The sequence below is a fragment of the Actinokineospora sp. NBRC 105648 genome (assembly GCF_030269645.1).
Classification (GTDB): Bacteria; Actinomycetota; Actinomycetes; order Mycobacteriales; family Pseudonocardiaceae; genus Actinokineospora.
Genome location: NZ_BSTR01000001.1, coordinates 222513 through 246202, shown reverse-complemented (window position 1 = coordinate 246202; position 23690 = coordinate 222513). Strand labels below are relative to the sequence as shown.

The 23690-nt window shown below is 73.3% G+C and carries 2 protein-coding genes (1 of these 2 only partly in view); both read right to left on the bottom strand.

The window, feature by feature from the left end; all coding sequences use genetic code 11:
• A protein-coding gene (locus QSK30_RS00525) for an SDR family NAD(P)-dependent oxidoreductase (RefSeq protein ID WP_502871771.1) crosses the window boundary here: on the bottom strand, window positions 1-13362 show its 5' portion. 3564 nt of this gene lie to the left of the window's left edge; the window shows 13362 of its 16926 coding nt (coding positions 1-13362); its start codon is at window positions 13360-13362; its stop codon lies beyond the left edge, outside the window.
• Window positions 13359-23690 carry a type I polyketide synthase gene (locus QSK30_RS00520; RefSeq protein WP_285498717.1) on the bottom strand — a complete coding sequence of 3444 codons (10332 nt, stop codon included), beginning with the start codon at window positions 23688-23690 and terminating at the stop codon, window positions 13359-13361. The genes QSK30_RS00525 and QSK30_RS00520 overlap by 4 nt, the downstream gene beginning before the upstream one ends.

Sequence of the window (23690 nt, the reverse complement as noted above, 5' to 3'; positions counted from 1 at the left end):
CTCGGCGTCCTCGGCCAGCACGACGGCTCGGTGCGGCAGGGCCGCGCGGCCCAGCGCCAGCGTCCGGCCGACGCCCACGGCTGGGTCATCCACAGTGGACAGAAGTGCTCGCGCCTGGGCTCGCAGCGCCTCGGCGGAGCGCGCCGAGACCACCCACGGCACCGGCATGGGCACCACACCCGGCTCTGCGGGTTCGGCGGTCTCGGTGGGCTCGAAGCCCTCGACGATCACGTGCGCGTTGGTGCCGCTGATGCCGAAGGAGGACACCGCCGCGCGCGGGGCCCGGTCCACCGACGGCCACGGCCGGGCGTCCGACAGCAACGACACCGCGCCCGCGGACCAGTCGACGTGCCGGGACGGCTCATCGACGTGCAGCGTCTTGGGCAGCACACCGTGCCGCAGCGCCTCCACCACCTTGATCACGCCCGCGACCCCGGAGGCGGCCTGGGCGTGGCCGATGTTGGACTTCACCGACCCCAACCACAGCGGCTCGGCCCGATCGCGCCCGTAGGTCGCCAGCAGCGCGGACGCCTCGATCGGGTCGCCCAGCACGGTTCCGGTCCCGTGCGCCTCCACCGCGTCCACATCGGACGGTTCCAGCCCACCGGCGGCCAGCGCCGCGCGGATCACCCGCTGCTGCGACGGCCCGTTCGGCGCGGTCAACCCGTTGGAGGCGCCGTCGGAGTTCACCGCCGAGCCGCGCACCAGGGCCAGGACCCGGTGGCCGTTGCGCTCGGCGTCGGAGAGGCGCTCCACCAGCAGCAACCCGACCCCCTCGGCCCAGCCGGTACCGTCGGCGCCGTCGGCGAACGAGCGGCACCGCCCGGTCGCGGCCAACCCGCCCTGCCGGGCGAACTCGGCGAACACGGCGGGAGTCGGCATCACCGCGACGCCGCCCGCCACCGCGAGTGAGCACTCCCCCGCACGCAGCGCCCGGGCGGCCAGGTGCAGTGCGACGAGGCTGCTCGAACACGCCGTGTCGATGGTCAGTGCGGGGCCCTCAAGGCCGAACGAATAGGCCAACCGTCCAGAGAGGACACTGTTCGCCGAGCCGGTCATGGCGTGGCCCTCGGACCCCTCAGGCAAGCCGCCTGCCATGCCGTAGCCCGAGGTCGAGGCGCCGACGAACACCCCGGTGTCACTGCCGCGCAGGGAGTCCGGCGCGATCCCGGCGCGCTCCAGCAGCTCCCACGCCGATTCCAGCAGCAACCGCTGCTGCGGGTCCATGGCGACGGCCTCGCGCGGGGAGATGCCGAACAGGTCGGCGTCGAACTCGGTGGCGTCGTGCACGAATCCGCCCTCGGCGGTGATCTCGCCCGCGGCCGACAGGTCCCAGCCGCGGTCGGCCGGGAAGCCGGACATGGCGTCGGTCCCCGATGCCACCAGGTCCCACAGCCGCTCGGGCGAGGTCGCGCCGCCGGGGTAGCGGCAGCTCATGGCCACGATGGCGATCGGCTCGTCGGCAGGTGCGCGCAGACTGGACTCGACCTCCTGCACACCGCCCAACCGGGCCACCAGCTCGTCGGCGACCGCACCGGCGGTGGGGTAGTCGAAGACCACAGTGGACGGGAGCCGGACACCGGTGCGCGCGACGATCCGGTCCCGGACCTGGACGGCGGTGAGGGAGTCCACGCCGAGGTCGGTGAACGGCACGTCGGCCGCGACCGGCTCGGGGTAGCCGAGTACGCCCGCCACCTCGCGGCACACCAGGGCCAGCAGCGCGCGCGGGTCGGCGTCGACCTGGGCGACCAGCGGCGTCCCGGCCGCGAGCGGGATCTCGGCCAGTAGCGGGCTCGGCCTGCCGCTGGTGAACGCGGGCACGAACCGGTCCCAGTCGACATCGGCCACCGTCACGCTCGCGCCGAGCCCGAGGGCGGTGACCGCCAGACCCGGGCGCAACGGGGTGATCCCGCGCTTGCGCAGGAAGTCCTCGGCACCCTCGCGGGCCGCCATCCCCACCTCGGCCCACGGACCCCAGGCGATCGACGTCCCGGCCCAGCCCCGGGCGCGGCGCCGCTCGGCCAGGGCATCGAGGTAGGCGTTCGCGGCGGAGTACGCGGCTTGGCCACCGCTGCCCCACACCCCGGCGATCGAGGAGTACAGCACGAACAGCTCGGCTCGCTCGCCGAGCAGCTCGTCGAGGTGGCGGGCGCCGAGAACCTTGGCGTCTGGGATGAACTCGTCGGTGAACTCCAACGGCAGCGTCGTGGCCACCCCGGCGGTGTGCACCACGCCGGTGACCGGGTGCTCAGCCAGGAGTGCGGCGAGCGCGTCCCGATCGCTGACGTCGCAGGTCAGGATGGTTGCGGCGCTTCCCCGGGCAGCGAGGTCCGCGACCAGTTCGGCGGCACCGTGAGCCTGCGGACCAGAGCGGCTCACCAGTACCAGCTCGGCCACACCGCGGTCGGCCAGCCAGCGGGCCGCCTCGGCCCCCAGCGCGCCGGTCCCGCCGGTGACCAGCACCGGGCCGGTGACTGTCCAGTCAGGACGATCGGACTTGGCGGTGTGCAGTCGCCGGACGAAGACGCCGGAGGCGCGGACCGCCAGCTGGTCTTCGCCGGGGAGGGCGCCACCGAGGATCGCGGCGAGCCGCGCCCTGGCCCGCGCGTCGACCTCGGCGGGCAAGTCGATCAACCCGGCCCAGCGGGCGGGGTACTCCAGCGCGGCGGCGCGGCCCAGGCCCCAGAGCAGGGCCTGGTCGGGATCGGGTCCCTCGTCGGACCCGATCCCGACCGACACCGCGCCCCTGGTCAGGCACCACAGCGGCGCGTCGACCAGCGGTAGGAGTGCGATCGTGCCCTGGACGTCGAGCAGGGACAGCACACCCGCCCACTCGCCCGCGGGGATCCCGTCCGCGAGACGGGTGGTGACGGCGCCGTCGAGCAGGTCCGGCACCGGACCGGCATCAGGGGCCACGACCAGCCAGCGGCCCGATGGCGTCGCGGGTTTGAGGTCGGTGACCGGTCGCCACGAGACCCGGTAGCACCAAGAGTCCACAACGGACTCATCCCGGCGGCCCCGGCGCCAGGCGGACAGCTTGGGCAGCACCTCGGTCAAGCCGGCGGGTTCGATGTCGAGAGCGGTGGCGATCGCGTCGGCGTCCAAGTCCTCGACAGCGGACCAGAAACGGTCCTCCACCGCGTCGGTGAACAGCGTGCGACTGCCCGCCTCCGGCCAGTAGCGGACGTGGTCGAAAGCGTAGGTCGGCAGATCGATGAGCCTGCCGCCCCAAGGCTCGACCAGCGCTGCCCAGTCGACCACAGCACCATCCACATGAGCCTGTGCCAGCTCGGCGACCGACAAGCCACCCTCGACCGCACGCGCCGCACCCCTGGCCACCCCGCGCACCAGGTGCGGTGAGTCCTCACCCGCCACCAGTGCGGCAAGACCGGCCGCGTGGTCGCCGAAGACCACCGCTCGGTGCTCCAGGACCGCACGCCCTCGAACCAACGTCGTGGCGACGTCGACCGGGTCGGCGTCCACCCCGAGCAGCCGCTCCACCTGGCGCCGCAGGGCTTGCTCGCTGCGCGCGGACAGCAGCCACGGCACGACCTCGGGCGTCTCCCGCGGACCTCGCGGCGCCTCGGTCCGGTACTCCTCAAGGACGGTGTGCGCGTTCGTCCCGCTCACGCCGAACGACGACACCGCCGCCCGCCGCGGCCTGCCCAGGTCCGGCCACTGCTGGGGCTGGGTGAGCAGGGCAACGCCGGAGGACCAGTCGACGTGCGGGGACGGTTCGTCGATGTGCAGCGTGCGAGGGAGTTCGCCGTGCCGGAGCGCCTGCACCACCTTGATCACGCCCGCCACGCCCGCCGCCGCCTGGGTGTGGCCGATGTTCGATTTCACCGAACCCAGCCACAGCGGCTCGACACGGTCGGCGCCGTAGGTCGCCAGCAGCGCCTCGGCCTCGATCGGGTCGCCCAGCGAGGTGCCAGTGCCGTGCGCCTCCACAGCGTCCACATCGGATGGTTCGAGGCCCGCGTCGGCCAACGCGGCGCGGATCACCCGCTGCTGGGCGGGGCCGTTGGGGGCGGTCAGTCCGTTGGACGCGCCGTCGGAGTTCACCGCGCTGCCGCGCACCACGGCCAGCACCCGATGGCCGTTGGCGATGGCGTCGGAGAGTCGTTCGACCAGCAGCAGGCCCACGCCCTCGCCCCAACCGGTGCCGTCGGCACCCGCCGAGAACGCCTTGCAGCGGCCGTCGAAGGAGAGCCCGCCCTGGGCGCTGAACTCGATGAACGTGCCCGGTTGCGGCATCACCGTGACACCGCCGGCGAGCGCCATGTCGCATTCGCCCTGGCGCAGCGACCGCATCGCCAGGTGCAACGCGACCAGACTGCTCGAACACGCGGTGTCGACGGTGAGCGCCGGGCCGCGCAGTCCGAACGAGTAGGCGACCCGACCGGACAGCACGCTGGCCGTGTTCCCGGTACCGAGGTGGCCCTCGACCGCGACGTCCGAACCCAGCAGCAGCGTCGCGTAGTCTTGGCCGTTGGTGCCCGCGAAGACGCCGATCTCGCTGTCCTTGACCGAAAGCGGGTCGATGTTCGCGCGCTCGAAGACCTCCCAAGCGGCCTCCAACAGCTGTCGCTGCTGGGGGTCCATTGCCAGCGCCTCGCGCGGGGAGATGCCGAACAGCGCCGCGTCAAAGTCCGCCACGTCGTCGAGGAATCCGCCGGACTGAGCGGCTGACCCACCCGCGCGCAGTGCGTCGAGATCCCAGCCGCGATCAGTGGGGAAGGGGGTCATCGCGTCGGTGCCGGTGCGCAGCAGCTCCCACAGCGCCTCAGGACTGTCGACACCGCCGGGGAACCGGCAGCTCATCCCGATGATGGCGATCGGCTCACCATCCACAATGGAGGTCGTGGCGGCTTGTGGGGCACGCTCCCCCTCCAGGTGCGCGGCGAGCGCGGCCGGGGTGGGGAAGTCGAACACCAAGCCCGCGGGCAGCGCCCGGCCGGTCTCGGCGGCGAGCAGGTTGCGCAGCTCCAGCGAGGTGAGGGAGTCGAACCCGAGGTCGCGGAAGGCCCGCCCGGGTTCGATCGCACTGCCGTCACCGTGCCCGAGGACGGCGGCGGCCAACTCGGTGACGAGCTCCACCATCGGCCGGTTCGTCCGTTGTGGACTAATGGGCGCGGTGACGGGAGCCAACTCGGCGAGCAGCGGACTCGGCCGAGTGGCGGTGAAGCCGGGAGCCAACCGCGCCCAGTCCACGTCGGCGACGACGAGCGTGCCGATGTTGGCGTCGAGCGCGCTCCCCAGGGCGGCGAGCGCGCGGGCGGGGGCCATGGCGGGCAAACCGGCCCTGGCCAGGCGCGATCCCGCCTCGGCGGCCATGCCCGCACCCGCCCAAGCACCCCACGCGATCGCGGTCCCGCGACCACCCCGGGCCCTGCGTCGTTCGATCAGACCGTCCAGGTGGGCGTTCGCGGCGGCGTAGGCGGCTTGGCCCGCGTTGCCGAGCACGCCCGCGAGCGACGAGAAGACGATCAGGTCGACCTCGGGCGCCAGCAGCTCGTCCAGCAGGTCGGCCGCCACGGCCTTGGCGGCGAGCACCTCGGCCAACCGGTCCGGGGTGAGCGTGTCGAGGAGCCCGTCTCCGGTGATCCCAGCGGCGTGGATCACCGCACCGAACTGCCGCTCTTCGAGCAGGCCGGTAAGGGCGGCGCGGTCGCTGACGTCGCAGGCGACAACCTCGACACCCAGCTCAGCGGCCCCGGGCGCCTCGGGACCGCGCCTACTGGCCAGCACGACCTCGGCGATACCACGCTCCAACAGCCAGCGCGTGACCTGTGCGCCCAACGCGCCCGTGCCGCCGGTTACCAGGACCGGTCCTGCCGGGTGCCACGGCGCCCTAGGCACGGGCGCGGCGACTCGGCGCAGCCTGCGGCCGAACACGCCCGCGGGGCGGATCGCCACCTGGTCCTCGCCGGAGCCCAGTGTCCACGCCAGACTGTCGAGGGAGCCGCCCGCAATGTCGATCAAACCGCCCCAACGATCGGGGAACTCCAGCGCGGCCACCCTGCCGAGCCCCCAGACCTGGGCCTGCTCGGGGTCCGGCGCCTCGTCCACGACCGACACCGCGCCGCTGGTGACGCACCAGATCTTGGCGTTGTGGCGCAACAACCCCAGGACGTCCTTCGCACCGCGGACAACAGCGAGGACGTTCGTCGGCTCGTCCTCGACGATCTCGGCGCCCGCGACGCGCAGGGCGTCGGCGATCTCCGGGGCCCCGAGGACCATCCACCGGCCGGACAGCGTGGCGGGGCCGTCGGCCAGCGGCTGCCACTCGGCGCGGTAGTGCCACGGATCGACCGGGCGGGCGGGCGGTTCGGGCCAGAACCTGGTGCGTGCGAACGGGTACGTGGGCAGCGGTACCCGAGTCCCACCGAAGGGGGCGAGGTAGGCGGGCCAGTCGACCGGGATACCACGGGTGTGCAGCCGGGCCAAGGCGGTGACCAGCGTCGTCGACTCAGGTCGGTCGGCGCGCAGGGCGGGGACGGCGACGAGGTCGGGCGAGGTCTGCTGGGCGAGGGCGGACAGGACACCGTCGGGGCCGAGTTCGAGGGCGGTCGCCACGCCGCTGAGACCGACCACGGCGTCGGCGAAGCGCACCGGGGCACGGACCTGGCCGACCCAGTACCCGGGGGTGTCGACGGCGCCGGGCGCGGTCGTGATGATCGGGATGCGGGGCGGGTGGAAGGTCAGCCGCTCGGCGACGGCGGCGAACTCGGCGAGCATCGGCTCCATGAGGTGGGAGTGGAACGCGTGCGACACCGTGAGCCGCTTGACCTTCCGGCCCTCCGCTCGCCAGCGCGCCGCGCACTCGCCGACCGCTGTGGAATCACCGGACACGACGAGTGCCCGCGGGCCGTTGACCGCCGCCAGGTCCACACCCTCGGGCAACTCGAGATCGTCGGTGGCCTCCACGGCGAGCATCGCGCCACCGGTGGGCAACGCCTGCATCAACCTGCCGCGTGCCGAGACCAGCGCGCACGCGTCATCCAGCGACAGCACCCCGGCGACGTGCGCGGCGGCCAGCTCGCCGATCGAGTGACCCACCAGGAAGTCCGGTGTCACACCCCAGGACTCGACGAGCCGGAACAGCGCGACCTGCACGGCGAACAAGCCCGCCTGCGTGTAGACGGTCTGGTTCAGCGCCTCGGCGTCGGTGAAGACGACCTCGCGCAGTGGGCGCTCCAGGTCGACGCGCGCGCACACGGCGTCGAACGCCTCGGCGAAGACTGGGAACGTCTCGTGAAGCCGCGCGCCCATGCCCGCGCGCTGCGAACCTTGGCCGGTGAAAAGGAAAGCGAGGCCGGCATGGGTGACCTGGTCGCGCACGACCAGCGGTGCGGCGGTGCCGCCCGCGAGTGCGGCGAGCCCGTCCGCGTGGTCACCGAGGAGCACCGCTCGGTGGTCGAGGGCGGCCCGCGTCGTGGCCAGTGACCAGGCAATGTCGGCCGCGTCGCAGTCCACTGTAGACAGCAGAGCGGCCTGCCGGGTGAGACCGTCGGCGGTGTCGGCGGAGACCAGCCAGGGCAGCGGGGCGTCCAGCTCGGCGCGGTCGCTGATCGCGGGCTCGTCGAGGTCGGGCGCTTGCTCCAGGATCGTGTGCGCGTTGGTGCCGCTGATGCCGAACGAGGACACGCCGACCCGGCGCGGGCGAGCCAGCTCGGGCCACGGCCGCGACTCGGTGAGCAGCTCGACCGCGCCCGCGGCCCAGTCGACGTGCGGGGTGGGCGCGTCGACGTGCAGGGTCGTCGGCAGCACGCCGTGGCGCAGCGCCAGCACGGCCTTGATCACCCCGGCGACACCGGCGGCGGCCTGGGTGTGGCCGATGTTCGACTTGACCGACCCGAGGTAGAGCGGCTCCGCGCGGTGTTGGCCGTAGGTGGCCAGGAGTGCCTGTGCCTCGATCGGGTCGCCCAGGGCGGTGCCGGTGCCGTGCGCCTCCACCGCGTCCACATCGGACGGTGCTAGCCCGGCCGAGGCCAACGCGGCCCGGATCACCCGCTGCTGCGCGGGACCGTTCGGCGCGGTGAGCCCGTTCGACGCACCGTCCTGGTTGATCGCCGACCCGCGCACGACCGCCAGCACGTCGTGGCCGTTGGCCACCGCGTCGGAGAGCCGTTCGACCAGCAGCACACCGACGCCCTCGCCCCAGCCCGCGCCGTCGGCCGAGGCGGCGAACGAGCGGCACCGCCCGGTGAACGACATCCCGCGCTGGCGGCTGAACTCGGTGAAGATGCCCGGTCCGGACATCACGGTGACGCCACCGACCAACGCGAGGTCGCACTCGCCGTGGCGCAACGCCTGCATGGCCAGGTGCAACGCCACCAAGCTGCTCGAACAGGCCGTGTCGACGGTGACCGCCGGGCCCTCGAGTCCGAAGGTGTAGGCCACCCGGCCGGAGACGACGCTCGGCGAGCCGCCCGTGGCCAGGTAGCCCTCACCACCCTCGGCGGAGGAGGACAGGAAGCTCATGTAGTCCTGACCACCGGTACCCGCGTACACGGCGGTCCGGGAACCCTTGAGGGACAACGGATCGATACCCGCGCGCTCGAACAACTCCCATGACGCCTCCAGCAGCAGGCGTTGCTGCGGGTCCATCGCCAGGGCCTCGCGGGGGGAGATGCCGAACAGGCCGGCGTCGAAGGTGGTGGCGTCGGGGATGAAACCGCCCTCGCGGGCGTAGGTCGTGCCGGGGTTGTCCGGGTCCGGGTCGTAGAGCGCTTCGGTGTCCCAGCCCCGGTCGGCCGGGAACGGCGCCATGGCGTCGGTTCCGGCCAGCACCAGGTTCCACAGGTCCTCCGGCGAGCGGACCCCGCCGGGGAAGCGGCAGCTCATGCCGACGATGACGATCGGGTCGCCGTCGACCGGGGTCGCCGCGGCGACCGGTGCCGGTGCGGGTTCGGATGCCGTGCCCGCGACCTCGGCGCTGAGGAACCGAGCCAGCGCGGCGGGGTTCGGGTGGTCGAAGACCGCGGTGGCGGGCACCCGCAGGCCGGTGGCCAGGGTGAGCCGGTTGCGCAGTTCGACCGCGCCTGCCGAGGCGAGGCCGAGGTCGCCGAACGCGCGACCGGGCTCGACCGCGGCCGCGGAGTCGTAGCCGAGCACCAGCGAGACCTGGTCGCGGACCAGGTCGAGGAGGACACGGTTGCGCTCGGCCGCGGGCACACCGGCGAACGGCTGCGCGGGTTCGACGGTCTGGGTCTGCGGCTTGGCGAGCTCGGGGAGGTCGTCGAGCAGGTGGCTGGGGTGGGTGGCGGTGAAGAACCAGCCGAAGGTCTCCCAGCGGATGTCGGCCACGGCGACGGCGGTGTCGTCGCAGTCGATCGCGGTCCGCAGGGCGCGCAGGGCGAGTTCGGGGTCCATGCGCGGCACACCGTGCCTGCCCATGGCGTCGCCGATCGCGCCCTCGGCCATGCCCGCGCCGTCCCACGAGCCCCACGCGATGGACGTCGCGGGCAGGCCTTGGGCACGGCGGTAGTGCGCGAAGGCGTCCAGGAAAGCGTTGCCCGGGCCGTAGTTCCCCTCGCCCGCGGCGCCGAAGATCCCGGCCAGGGAGGAGAACAGGACGAAGGCCTCGAGGTCGCCGGTCAGCTCGTGCAGGTTGACCGCGGCCTGGACCTTGGCGCGCAGGGCGTGTTCGACGCGGTCGAGGGTGAGGCTGTTGATGATGCTGGAGTCGACCACCCCGGCGGCGTGGAACACCGCGGTGAGCGGGTGTTCGGCGGGGATGTCGTCGAGGATCGCCTGGAGCGCGTCGCGGTCCGCCGGGTCGCCCGCGGTGATCGTGACCCGGGCGCCCGCGTGTTCCAGTTCTTCCCGGAGTTGTTGCGCGCCAGGGGCTTGCGGGCCGCGACGGCTGACGAGCAGCAGGTGGTCGGCGCCCGCGTGGGCGAGCATGCGGGCGAGGTGGGTGCCGATCGCGCCGGTGCCGCCGGTGATCAGGATGGTGCCGGACGGGGTCCAGTCCCGGACCGGCCGCACGTCGGCGCGGTGCAGGCGGGCGGTGTAGGTGCCGTCGAGGCGCAGGGCGAGCTGGTCTTCGCCCACCGTGTTGCCGAGGGCGTCGGGGAGGCGGTGCAGGGCGTCCGGGTGGACGTCGACGAGGCCGCCCCAGTGCGGGTGCTCGTGCGCGGCGACCCGACCGAGGCCCGCGACGAGCGCCTGGTGCGGGTGGCGGACGTCGGTGGCGCACCAGAGCGGGGCGCGGCTGCCCGCGTCGTGCAGGGCGTGCAGCAGGGTGATGGTGGCCGCGAAGCCCGCCGGGATCGCCGGGTGGTCCACTGTGGACTCCTCGGCTGCGGCGAGGAACGACAGGACACCGTCGGGCGCCTCGGCGCGGAGCCGGGCGGCGAGGGTGGCGCGGTCGTCGTCCTGGATGAGCAGCACGGACGTCCGGGCGCCCGCCTCGCTCAACGCCCCGGCGGCGGCCCGCAGGGTCGGGTCGTCGGTGGTGGCGACGAGCAGCCAGTGGCCGTCGAGCCTGGCTCGCGGGAGATCGATGGGGCGCCACTGGACGCGGTAGCGCCAGTTCGCGGTGTCAGGGCGCTCGTGGAGCGGCTCCAGCCAGTAGCGCTTGCGCTGGAAGGCGTAGGTCGGCAGGTCCACGCGGCGGCCGCCCCAGGGGGCGAAGACGGCGCGCCAGTCGACGGCGACGCCGTGCACGAACGCCTCGGCCAACGCGGTGAGCCACCGCTCGTGGCCGCCTTGATCGCGGCGCAGGGTGCCGAGGACGGCGGCGCGCAGGCCGGTGGCCTCGACGGTCTCGCCCATGGCCTGGGTGAGCACCGGGTGCGGGCTGACCTCAAGGAACAGGGTGCGGCCCGCGTCGAGCAGGACGCGGGTGGCCTGCTCGAAGCGGACGGTCTCGCGCAGGTTGGTGTACCAGTACTCGGCGTCCAGGCCGGTGGTGTCGAGGCGGCCCGCGGTGACCGCGGAGTAGAACGGGACCTCGGCGGGGCGCGGGGTGATGGGGGCGAGGTCGGTCAGCAGCCGCTCGCGCAGCCGTTCGACCTGCGCGGAGTGCGAGGCGTAGTCGACCGGGATCCGCTTCGCCCGGATCCCTCGCTGCTCGCACCGCGCCAGCACCTCGGTCAGCGCCGCGACGTCCCCGGACACCACGGTCGACAGCGGCCCGTTCACCGCCGCGACCGACAACACCCCGGGCCACTGGGAGATCAGCGCCTCGGCCTCGTCGTGCGGCAGTCCCAGCGAGACCATCCCGCCGTCAACAATCCAACGATCCCCTTGTTCAACTGTTGGATCATTGGATTGTTGAACAATAGGATTGTTGGACAGTTGACCGATCTGGGCGATAGCCCGGCTGCGCAGGGCGACCACCCGGGCACCGTCGTCCAGGGAGAGCGCCCCCGCGACCACGGCGGCGGCGATCTCACCCTGGGAGTGGCCGACCACGGCCGCCGGGACGACCCCGGCGGCGCGCCAGAGCTCGGCCAGGGAGACCATGACGGCCCAGAGCACGGGCTGGACGACGTCGACGCGGTCGAACTCCCCGGCGCGCAGGACGTCGAGCAGGGACCAGTCGGTGTACGGGCGCAGCGCCTCGGCGCACTCGGCGAGCCGGGCGGCGAAGACCGGGGCGGTGTCGACCAGTTCGACCGCCATGCCCGCCCACTGGGCGCCCTGCCCCGGGAAGACGAACACCACGCCGCCGTGACCGAGGTCGCCGGTCCGCACCACCACGCCGGGCCGTTCGCGGCCATCGGCCAAACCCGTCAGTCCTGCGGTGAAACCCTCGCGGTCCCCGGCCAGCACCACGGCCCGGTGTTCCAGCGCGGCACGTGTGCTGACCAGCGAATACCCGATGTCCAGCGGGTCGCCGTCCTGCGCCAGCAACCGACCAGCCTGCCCGCGCAGCGCCTCGGGCGTCTTGCCGGAGATCACCCACGGCAGCACCGGGGGCGGCGACCCCGCGGGTACCTCGGCGATCTGGGCGACCTGGGCGACTTCGGCTCTGTACTCCTCGATGACCACGTGCGCGTTGGTGCCGCTGACCCCGAACGACGACACCCCCGCCCGGCGCGGCTCCGCGCCGGCGGGCCACGGGCGCGGCTCGGTCAGCAGCTCGACCGCGCCGGAGGTCCAGTCGACGTGCGGTGTGGGCTCCTCGACGTGCAGGGTGCGCGGCAGCACGTTGTGCCGCAACGCCTGCACCATCTTGATCACGCCGCCGACCCCCGCCGCCGACTGGGCGTGGCCGATGTTGGACTTCAGCGACCCCAGCCACAGCGGCCGGTCCCGGTCCTGCCCGTAGGTCGCCAGCACCGCCTGCGCCTCGATCGGGTCGCCCAGCGCGGTGCCGGTCCCGTGCGCCTCCACCACGTCCACATCGGACGGGTTGAGCCGCGCGCCTGCCAGCGCCGCCCGGATGACCCGCTGCTGCGACGGCCCGTTCGGCACCGTCAGCCCGCTCGACGCGCCGTCCTGGTTCACCGCGCTCCCGCGCAGCACCGCCAGCACCGGGTGGCCGTTGCGCACGGCGTCGGAGAGGCGTTCCACCAGCAGCATGCCGACGCCCTCGGACCACCCGGCCCCGTCGGCGGTGGCGGCGAAGGACTTGCAGCGGCCGTCGGCGGCGAGGCCGCCGGACATGCCGAAGTCGACGAAGGTGTTCGGCGTGACCATGACCGAAACGCCGCCCGCCAGCGCAAGTGTGCACTCGCCGCCGCGCAGCGCCTGCGCGGCGAGGTGCAGCGCGACGAGGCTGCTGGAGCACGCCGTGTCGACCGTCAGCGCGGGCCCCTCGAGCCCGAGGGCGTAGGACACGCGGCCGGATACCACGCTGCCCGCGCTGCCGGTGCCGAGGTAGCCCTCGACCCCCTCCGGCACGGCCAGCGCCCGGGTGGCGTACTCGTGGTACATGACCCCGGCGAAAACGCCGGTCCTGCTGCCACGCAGGGAAAGCGGGTCGATGCCCGCGCGTTCGACGGCCTCCCAGGACGACTCCAGGACGAGCCGCTGCTGCGGGTCCATCGCCAGCGCCTCGTTGGGCGAGATGCCGAACAGCGAGGGGTCGAAGTCGGCGACGCCGTCGAGGAAGCCGCCCTCGCGGGTGAACTCCACAGTGGACATCTCGAACGGGGTCAGGTCCCAACCGCGGTCGGTCGGGAACCCGGAGACGGCGTCGACGCCCTGCTCGACCAGCCGCCACAGGCTCTCCGGGCTGTCCACGCCACCGGGGTAGCGGCAGGCCATCCCGATGATCGCGATCGGCTCGCGCTCGGCGGACTCCACCGCGCGAAGCCGCTGCCGCACCTGGGCCAGGTCAGTGGTGACCCGGCGCAGGTACTCGCGCAGCTTGTCCTCAGTGGACTGCCCGGGCGCCATCACGCCCCCAGCTCGTTGTCGATGAACGCGAACATCTCTTCGTCGCTGGCCACGTCCAGGGCGGGCTCGGCGACGGGCGCGGCGGTGTCGTAGCGGGCGAGCAGCGCTTGCAGGCGCAGCACGACCTTGACCCGGTTGTCCGCCGACGCCTTGGCCAGCTCGGCTTCCAGCTTGTCCAATTCGGACAGCGCGGACGGGCCGTCGTCAACGACGACGTGCTCGACCAGGTAGCCGGCCAGCCGCACGGAGGTGGGGTAGTCGAAGATCAGGGTCGTCGGCAACCGCAGCCCGGTGTCCGCGGCGAGCCGGTTGCGGATCTCGATCGCGGTCAGCGAGCTGAACCCCAGCTCGGTGAACCCCCGCTCGGGGTCCACCGCGTCGGCCGAGGCGTGGCCCAGCACCGCGGCGGCGTGGCCGCGCACCAGTTCCAGCAGCACGTCCCGCTGCTCGGCGCCGGTCAGCCCGGCGAGCCTGGCGGCGAGATCCGGTTCCTCGGCCACCCGGCGGCGGGCCGGGACCAACTGGCGCAGCAGGGCGGGGACGGCGGCCGACCTGGCCCGCAGCCCGGGCAGGTCGAGCCGCGCGGCGAGCACGTGGGCGTGGTCGGTGGCGATCGCCGCGTCGAGCAGCGCGAGGCCCTCGGCGTCGGAGAGCGCGGTTCCCGTGCGCCGGTCGACCGCGGCCGTCATCCCGGTCTCCCGTTCCCAGAGGCCCCATGCGATCGAGACCGCGGCCTGGCCGTGGGCGCGCCTGCGGGCGGCGAGCCCGTCGAGGAAAGCGTTAGCGGCGGCGTAGTTCGCTTGCCCCGGCGTGCCGAAGGTGGCCGCGCCGGAGGAGAACAGCACGAACAAGCGGGCGTCGCCTGCCAGCTCGTGCAGGTGGGTCGCCGCGTCGGCCTTGGGTCGCAGGACGTCGCTCACCCGCTCGGGCGTCAGGCCGTCGAATACCCCGTCGTCCAGCACACCGGCGGCGTGCACGACACCGGCGATAGTTCGTCCACTCAGGACTTCCCGCAGGCTCTCCCGGTCGGCCGCGTCACAGGCGACGACCTCGGCCTTGGCACCGAGTGACACCAGCTCGTCGACCAGCTCGCCCGCCCCCTCGGCGGCTGGACCGCGCCTGCTGAGCAGCAGCAGCTCGGTGACACCGTGGCGTTCGACGAGGTGCCGCGCGACCAGCGCGCCCAGACCACCGGTGCCGCCGGTGATCACCACGAGCCCGTCGACGACTGCGGACGAGCCCGGCTTGGCCTTGACCAGGCGGGGGACCAGCGGGCCGCCGCGCAGCGCCACCTCGGGTTCGTCGGCGGGCAGGGTGGCCAGGCCGGAGAGCCCGCCATCGGTGTCGACCAGGACGAACCGGTCCGGGTGCTCGGCCCGGGCCGAGCGCACCAGGCCCCAGGCCGCGGCGGAACCGAGGTCGGCGACGTCCTCGCCCGCCCGCGTCGCGACCGCACCCGAGGTCAGCACGACGAAGCGGCTGTCGGCGAGGCGCGGGTCGGCAAGGGCGACCTGCAGCGCGGTGAGGAGACCGGCCAGTCCGGCGTGCGGGTCGCGATCGGCCGACGCGCCAGCGAAGAGAACCGACTCGGGCACCGCCATTCCCGCGTCGAGGGCTTCCAGCAGGGCCGGGAGATCGGGGTGCCAGTCGACGACGGGTGCCGTCTCGGCCAGGTGTTCGGCGGCCGCGAGCGGGTCAGGGCCGACGACGGCCCAGGCCGCGGGTGCCGGACCGGCCGCAGCGGGGACCCAGTCGAGGGTGTGCAGGGAGTCGGTGTGGGCGGTACCGAGGTCGGCGGTGGTGACCGGGCGCAGGACCAGTCCATCCACTGTGGCCACTGGGGCACCGGTGCCGTCGGCGATGTCGATGCCGACGGTGTCGCCGCCAGCGGTGTCACTACCGGTGGTGTCACTGCCGCGCAGCCGGACCCGCAGGGCGGTGGCGCCGGTGGCGTGCAGGGTCACCCCGGTCCAGGCGAACGGGAGGCGGACGGCGCCGTCGTCGGGCACCAGGCTGCCGATGGCGTGCAACGTGGCGTCCAGCGCGGCGGGGTGTAGGCCGAACTCGCCGTCCGGGCCGGTGATCTCGGCGAACACCTCGCCTGCACCGCGCCAGAGCGCCTTCAGACCTTGGAAGGCCGGACCGTAGCCGTAACCCGCGTCCGCGGCGGAGTCGTAGAACCCTTGCAGTGGAACGGGTTCGGCGTCAGGAGGCCACTGGTCCAGCCTCTTGCCCACGCGAGTGCCCGCGGACAGGGTGCCTGCAGCGTGCCGAGTCCATGAGTCGCCAGCCTGGGAGAAGACGCCGATCGTGCGGACGCCCGAGTCATCCGGAGCACCGACGACGACCTGGATCGTGGTGCCCGCGTCGGTTAGTACGAGCGGTGCCTCGATGGTCAGCTCGTCGACGGTGGGGCTGCCCGCGGCGGTGCCCGCGTGCAGGGCGAGCTCGACGAACGCGGCCCCGGGGAGCAGGACGGCGCCCAAGACCGCGTGGTCGGCCAACCACGGGTGGGTCGTCGTGGACAGCCTGCCGGTGAACACCAGGCTGTCGGTGCCCGCGACCGGGACGGCCGCGCCGAGCAGCGGGTGGCCGGCGTGGCCGAGACCAGCGGCGGTGACGTCGCCGGGCAGCGAGACCGGGTCGGGCCAGAAACGGGTGCGCTGGAACGGGTAGGTGGGCAGGTCGACGTGGTCGCCGGGGGTGAGCACGGCTCGCCAGTCGACGGGAACGCCCACGACGTGCGCCTCGGCGAGCGCGGTGAGCCAGCGCTCGCGGCCGCCCTCGTCGCGGCGGAGGGTGCCCAGGACGGCGCCGGTGGTGTCGTCGAGGGTCTCCTGCAGGGCGGTGGTCAGCACCGGGTGGGCGCTGACCTCGACGAGGACGGTGTGGCCGTCGCGGAGCAGGGCGCGGGTGGCTTGCTCGAACTGGACCTGTTCGCGCAGGTTGCGGTACCAGTAACCGGCGTCGAGGGTGCGGGTGTCGACCCGCTCCCCCGCGAGCGCGGAGTAGAACGGCAGGTCGGCGGCCAGCGGGGACACCGGCGCCAGGTCGCTGAGCAGCCGCTCCTCGATCCGGTCGACGTGCGCGGAGTGCGATGCGTAGTCCACCGGGATCCGTCGGGCTCGGAGACCGCGCTCGTCACACAGCACCAGCAGCTCGTCGAGCGCGGGGACGTCGCCGGACACCACGGTCGACAACGGCCCGTTCACCGCGGCCACCGACAGCGCGCCCGACCAGGCATTGATCAGCTCAACCGCGTCCGCCTCGGCGACCGCCAGCGAGACCATGCCACCGGCGACAATCCGACGATCCCCTTGTTCACTTGTCGGATTGTCAGATTGTTCAACAAGTGAATTGTTGGATTGTAGGACCTCGGCGATGGCCAGGCTCCGGAGCGCCACCACGCGCGCGCCGTCCACCAGGGACAAGGCTCCGGCGACCACGGCGGCGGCGATCTCGCCCTGGGAATGACCGACCACGGCGGAGGGCTCGACACCCGCGGCGCGCCACAGCGCGGCAAGGGAGACCATCACCGCCCACAGGACGGGTTGGACCACGTCGACCCGGTCGAACTCGCCCGCACGCAGTGCGTCGAGCAGGGACCAGTCGACGAACGGAGCCAGGGCGGCGGCGCACTCGGCCATCCGTGCGGCGAAGACCGGTTCGGCGGCGAGCAGGTCGACCGCCATGCCCGCCCACTGCGACCCTTGACCGGGGAAGACGAAGGCCACGCCGCCCCGGACGACCGCCCCGGACACGACCCCGGGGACCACCCGCCCCTCGGCGAACGCGGCCAGCCCGGCCGCGAAACCGGCCTGATCAGCGGCGATGACCGCGGCGCGGTGCGCCAACCCGGCTCGGCCGGTGGCCAGCGCCCAGCCGACGTCGGCGACGGGAAGGTCCACTGTGGACAGCGAGCGGGCGTGGGCGCGGAGCGCGGCAACCGATGTACCGGACAGCACCCACGGCACAGCCGCCTCGGTGGCGGGAGTGGCGCTGTCGGTCCCGCTGAGCGCCGAGTCGTCCGGCGCCGGACCCGTGCCACCGCGGTACTCCTCCAGCACCGTGTGCGCGTTCGTGCCGCTCACCCCGAACGACGACACCGCCGCACGGCGGGGGCGGCCCGGCGTGTCCCAGTCCACCGGCGAGGTCAGCAGCGACACCTGGCCCGACGACCAGTCCACGTGCGGCGAGGGCGCGTCCACGTGCAGGGTCCGCGGCAGCACCCCGTGGCGCATCGCCTGGACCATCTTGATCACGCCGCCGACGCCCGCCGCGGCCTGGCTGTGGCCGATGTTGGACTTGAACGAGCCGAGCCAGAGCGGCCGGTCGCGGTCGCGCCCGTAGGTGGCCAGCAACGCGGACGCCTCGATCGGGTCGCCGAGCACGGTGCCCGTCCCGTGCGCCTCCACCGCGTCCACATCAGACGGTTCAAGCCCGGCGGCGGCCAGCGCGGAGCGGATGACGCGTTCCTGCGACGGGCCGTGCGGTGCCGTCAAGCCGTTGGACGCGCCGTCCTGGTTGACTGCGGAACCACGCACCACAGCCAAGATCGGGCGACCGGAGGCCTCCGCGTCCGAGAGCCGCATCACCAGGAGCATCCCGATGCCCTCGGACCACCCGGTCCCGTCGGCTGAGGCGGCGAAGGACTTGCACCGCCCATCGAACGCGAGCCCGCGCTGACGGCTGAAGTCGATGAACACCGCAGGCGTCGACAGCACCGTGACCCCGCCCGCCAAGGCCATGTCGCACTCGCCTTGCCGCAACGCCTGGGCGGCCAGGTGCAGCGCCACCAGCGAGGACGAGCACGCGGTGTCCACGGTCATCGCCGGACCCTCGAGCCCGAAGGTGTAGGACACCCGGCCCGCCAGCACGCTGCCCGCGGTGCCGGTCCCCAGGTAGCCCTCGACGCCCTCCGGCAACACCGGCATCGTCGAGGCGTAGTCGTGGTACATCAGCCCGGCGAACACCCCGGTCCGGCTGCCGCGCACCGAGGTCGGGTCGATCCCGGCCCGCTCGAAGGCCTCCCACGACGCCTCCAGCACGAGCCGCTGCTGCGGGTCCATCGCCAGTGCCTCGCGCGGCGAGATGCCGAACAGCGACGGGTCGAACTCGTCGGCGTCGTGCACGAACCCGCCTTCGAGCACATAGGACTTGCCCGCCGAGTCCGGGTCCGGGTCGTAGAGCCCGGCGGTGTCCCAGCCGCGGTTGGTCGGGAACGGCGTGACCGCGTCGCGGCCCTCAAACACCAAGCGCCACAACGACTCGGGGCTGTCGACGCCACCCGGGTAGCGGCAGCTCATACCGACGATCGCGATCGGCTCGTCGTGCACCGCGCGAGCCTGCACGGCCGCGACGGCCGTCGACCCGCCGAGCAAGCGCGGCAGCAGGTGCTCGGCCAATGCGGACGGTGACGGGTGGTCGAAGATCAACGTCGCGGGCAGCCGCAGGCCGGTGACGGTGCCGAGCTGGTTGCGCAGCTCGACCGCGGTGAGCGAGTCGAATCCCAGCTCGCGGAACGACCGGTGCGGCTCCACCAGCTCCGAGGAGCTGTGCCCGAGCACCGCGGCCACCTCGGCCCGCACCACCGCCAGTAGCACACGTGCCCGCTCGGCCTCACCCAGCCCGGCGAGCCGAGCGCCCAGTCCGGCGGTAGGCGTGGTCTCCACCCGGCGCACCCGCCCACGAACCAGTCCACGCAACAGCGGTGGCACCACAGCGGCGGGATCGCGGTCGAGCTGGGCGCGCAACGCGGGCAAGTCGAGCCGCAAGGCGACCAAGTGCGCGTCGTCCCCGGCGAGCGCGGCGTCGAACAGCGCCAATCCCTCCACAGTGGACAGCGCGGCACCCGCGCGGGTGATCCGGGCACGCTCGACATCGTCGAGCCGGGCGGTGATCCCGCTGGTCTGCTCCCACAGACCCCAGCCGATAGACACCGCACCCGGCCTGCGCGAGGCCACCGCGTCGAGGACCGCGTTGGCCGCGGCGTAGTTCGCCTGACCCGCCGCGCCGAACACCGCGGCGGCCGAGGAGAACAGCACCAGCGGCACATCCCCGAGCAGGTCGTCGAGGTGCGCGGCCGCCAAAGCCTTGTCCAGGACGGCATCCACCCGCTCCGGCGTCAGGCTCTCGACCGTGCCGTCGTCGGTGCTGCCCGCCGCGTGCACCACCCCGGCGATCTGCCGGCCCGACAACGCCTCGGTCAGCGCGTCGCGGTCGGCGACGTCGCAGGCCACGACCTCCGCGAGCGGCCCGAGGTCAAGTTCACCGACGGCCAACGGCCCGCGACGGCTGAGCAGCAACAGCTCGCGCACGCCGTACTTCTCGACGAGGTGCTGGGCCACCAACCCACCCAGCACACCCGTGCCACCGGTGATCACCACCGTGCCGGCGCCAAACACGGGCTCCGTCGCACCACGCTGGACCCGGGCCAGGCGGGGCACCAGCACGACACCGTCCCGCACGGCGAACTGCGGCTCATCCGTGGCCAAGGCGCTCGCGGGCAGTTCGTCCACCGGGCTCTCCACCAGCACGAACCGGCCCGGGTGCTCGGTCTGCGCGGAACGCACCAGGCCCCACACCGCCGCCGCACCGAGATCGGCGCCGGTCAGCACCACCAACCGCGCGTCCAGGAAACGCCCGTCGGACAACCACTCTTGGACCAGGTGCAGCGCGCGGTGCGCCGCTTCCCGAATGTCCGCGCTGTCGATCCGCACAGCCACCAGCGGCGGAACATCGCTCAGCGAGGCGAGGTCGTCGACCAACGCCCACTCGGCGGCAGGCCCGTCGGTCGCGAGAGGCACCCAGTCCACCCGGAACAGACTGTCCCGTGGACCTGCTTCTCGCGCAGGTGCGTCCGCGACCGGCCGCAACACCAGCGAGTCCACGGTGAGCACGGGTGAGCCCGCCAGGTCAGCCGCGACCAGCGACACGGCGTCCTGCCCGGCGGCGGCCAGCCGGATCCGCAGACCGGTGGCGCCCGCGGCGTGCAGGGTGACACCGGACCAACTGAACGGCAGCCGCACCTCGACGGCACCGTCGACCAGGCCACCCACGGCGATCGCGTGCAACGCCGAGTCCAACAGCGCCGGGTGCAGGCCGAACCCGTCCACCGCCTCGTCGACACCCACCTCGGCGAACACGTCGCCGTCCCGCCGCCACGCCGAGCGAAGGCCCTGGAACACCGGCCCGTAATCGAGCCCGGCATCACTGGCGGCGGCGTAGAAGCCAGTCACGTCAACGGGTTCCGCGCCCACAGGCGGCCACTCGGTCAAGTCGGGAGCGCCGACTCCCGCCGGGGCGAGCGTGCCCGCGGCGTGCCGCACCCACTCGCCGTCCTCAGGTCGCGAGTGGACGGTCACCGTGCGGATCCCGTCCGAGGTGGGCGAACCGACCTCGATCTGCACCTGAAGTGCGCCCTGCTCGGGCAACACCAGCGGAGTGCTGAGCGTGAGCTCGTCCACAGCGGGACACCCGGCCAGCTCACCCGCGCGCAGTACCAGGTCGACGAAGGCTGTACCCGGCAGCAACGCCGCGCCGTGCACTCGATGCTGACCGAGCCAAGCCTGCGACCCCAAGGACAGCCGACCGGTCAGCAGCAGCCCTCCACCACTGGCCAGTGACACCGCGGCGCCGAGCAGCGGGTGGTCGGCCGCGCCGAGTCCAGCGGCCGTGACATCGCCCGCCGCGTTGACCGCGGGCCAGAAGCGCTGCCGCTGGAACGCGTACGTGGGCAGGGGAACGACCCGGCCGCCCCACGGCTCGAACACCCGGGCCCAGTCGACCTCCACACCGACGACGTGCAGCCTGGACACCGATCGCAGCAGGGTCTCCACCCCCGGGCGGCCCGCGCGCTGCAGCGCCACGCCGTCGTCGACCAGCGCGCTGAGCACCCCGTCCGGACCCAGCTCGACGAACCGAGTGACACCGCGCCCGCGCAGCTCGACCGCCGCGTGGTGGAACCGCACCGCGTCCCGGACCTGCCGCACCCAGTACTCGGGAGTCGCGACATCCGCTGTCAGATCCACAGTGGACATCAGCGGGATCACCGGAGCGTGGTAGGTCAGCGACTCGGCGACCGCGGCGAACTCCACCAGCATGGGTTCCATCAGGTGCGAGTGGAAGGCGTGCGAGACCACCAGCCGCTTGACCTTGCGACCCCGCGCCCGCCAGACCTCGGCCAGCGCGTCGACCGCGTCGGCGTCCCCGGAGACGACCACCGAGCGCGGCCCGTTCACCGCCGCCAGGCTCACCCCCGCCGAAAGCTCCACTTCGGACTCGTCAGCCTCGATCGCGAGCATCGCCCCACCCGCGGGCAACGCCTGCATGAGGCGACCACGCGCCGCCACCAGCGTGCAAGCGTCGTCGAGCGAGAGGACCCCGGCGACGTGCGCGGCGGCCAGTTCGCCGATCGAGTGCCCGGCCACCAGGTCGGGCCGGACTTCCCAGGACTCCAGCAACCGGAACAGCGCGACCTCGAGCGCGAACAACCCGGTCTGGGCGTGCACCGTCTGGTCGAGGTCGACACCGCCGAAGACCGTCTCCCGCAGCGATCCCCCGATCCGCTCGCACACCTCGTCGAACGCCCGCGCGAAGACCGGGTACGTCTCGTGCAGTTCGCGCCCCATCCCAGCGACCTGCGCGCCCTGGCCGGTGAACAGGAACGCGGTCAGCCCCGGCTCGGCGGTCCCCCGCAGCACGTCCGGGCTGGTCGCGCCCTTGGCGACCACGGCGAGACCGGCGCGCGCGGCATCGAGGTCGGTGGCCAGCACCACTGCCCGGTGCTCGAACGACTGCCGGGTGGTGGCCAGCGCGAACCCGAGGTCCACCAGGTCGGCGTCTACATCGGACAGCAGGGCGGCCTGCGCGGGCAGCGCCTCCACCGACCGGCCGGACACCAGGACCGGCACCACCGGCGCGACCCCGGACTCGACCGGTTCGGCGGTGACGGCGGGGGCCTCCTCGATGATCACGTGCGCGTTGGTGCCGCTGATGCCGAACGACGACACCGCCGCCCGACGAGGCTGTGCACCCGCGGCCCACGGCCGCTCCTCGGTCAGCAGCTCGATCGCGCCGGACGTCCAGTCCACGTGCGGCGTGGGCTCGTCGACGTGCAACGTGCGCGGCAGGATCCCGTTGCGCAGGGCCAAGACCACCTTGATGATGCCCGCCACACCGGCGGCGGCCTGGGTGTGGCCGATGTTCGACTTCAACGACCCCAGCCACAGCGGCCGGGTGCGGTCCTGGCCGTAGGTCGCCAGCAGCGCTTGGGCCTCGATCGGGTCGCCCAGCGCGGTCCCGGTGCCGTGCGCCTCGATGGCGTCGACCTGTTCCGGCGACAGCCGCGCGTTCGCGAGCGCGGCCCGGATCACCCGCTGCTGCGACGGGCCGTTCGGCGCGGTGAGGCCGTTGGACGCACCGTCCTGGTTGACCGCCGAGCCGCGGACCACGGCGAGCACTGGGTGTCCATTCCGGACCGCGTCGGACAACGTCTCGACCAGGATCATGACCGCGCCCTCGGCCATGCCCATGCCGTCCGCGCGGGCGGAGAACGCCTTGCAGCGGCCGTCGGAGGACAGGCCGCGCTGGCGGTTGAACTCGTGGAACCCGGTGGGGTGCGGCATCACGGTGACCCCACCGACCAGGGCCAGCGAGCAGTCGCCGGAGCGCAGCGCCTGGGCGGCCATGTGCAGCGCGGTGAGCGAGGACGAGCAGGCGGTGTCGATCGTGACGGCCGGGCCCTCGAGCCCCAGCGTGTAGGCGATGCGCCCGGAGACGACGGAGGTGGCGCCACCGGTCAGCAGGTAGCCCTCGGACCCCGCCATGCCCGCCTGCATGCCCGCGCCGTAACCCTGGCCGTTGGTGCCGACGAACACACCCGTATCGCTGCCGCGCAACGACTTCGGGTGGATACCGGCCCGCTCGACGACCTCCCAGGCACCCTCCAGGACGAGGCGCTGCTGCGGGTCCATGGCCAGGGCCTCACGCGGGTTGATGCCGAAGAACCCCGGGTCGAACAGGCCCGCGTCGTGCAGGAACCCGCCCTGGGCGGACTCCGCCGAGGTGTGCCCGTCGGGGTGGGTCAGCGCGTCGCCGACCCAGCCGCGGTCGTCGGGGAACGAGGTGATGCCGTCGCCGCCGTCGACGAGCAGCCGCCACAGGTCCTCCGGCGAGCGGACACCGCCGGGCAGGTGGCAGCTCATCGCCACGATCGCCACCGGCTCCTGCTCGGCGGACTCGGCCTCGCGCAGCCGCCGCCGGGTGTCGTGCAGCTCGGCGATCACCCGGCCGAGGTAGTCGCGCAGCTTCTGCTCCGCCGAGCTCGCCAT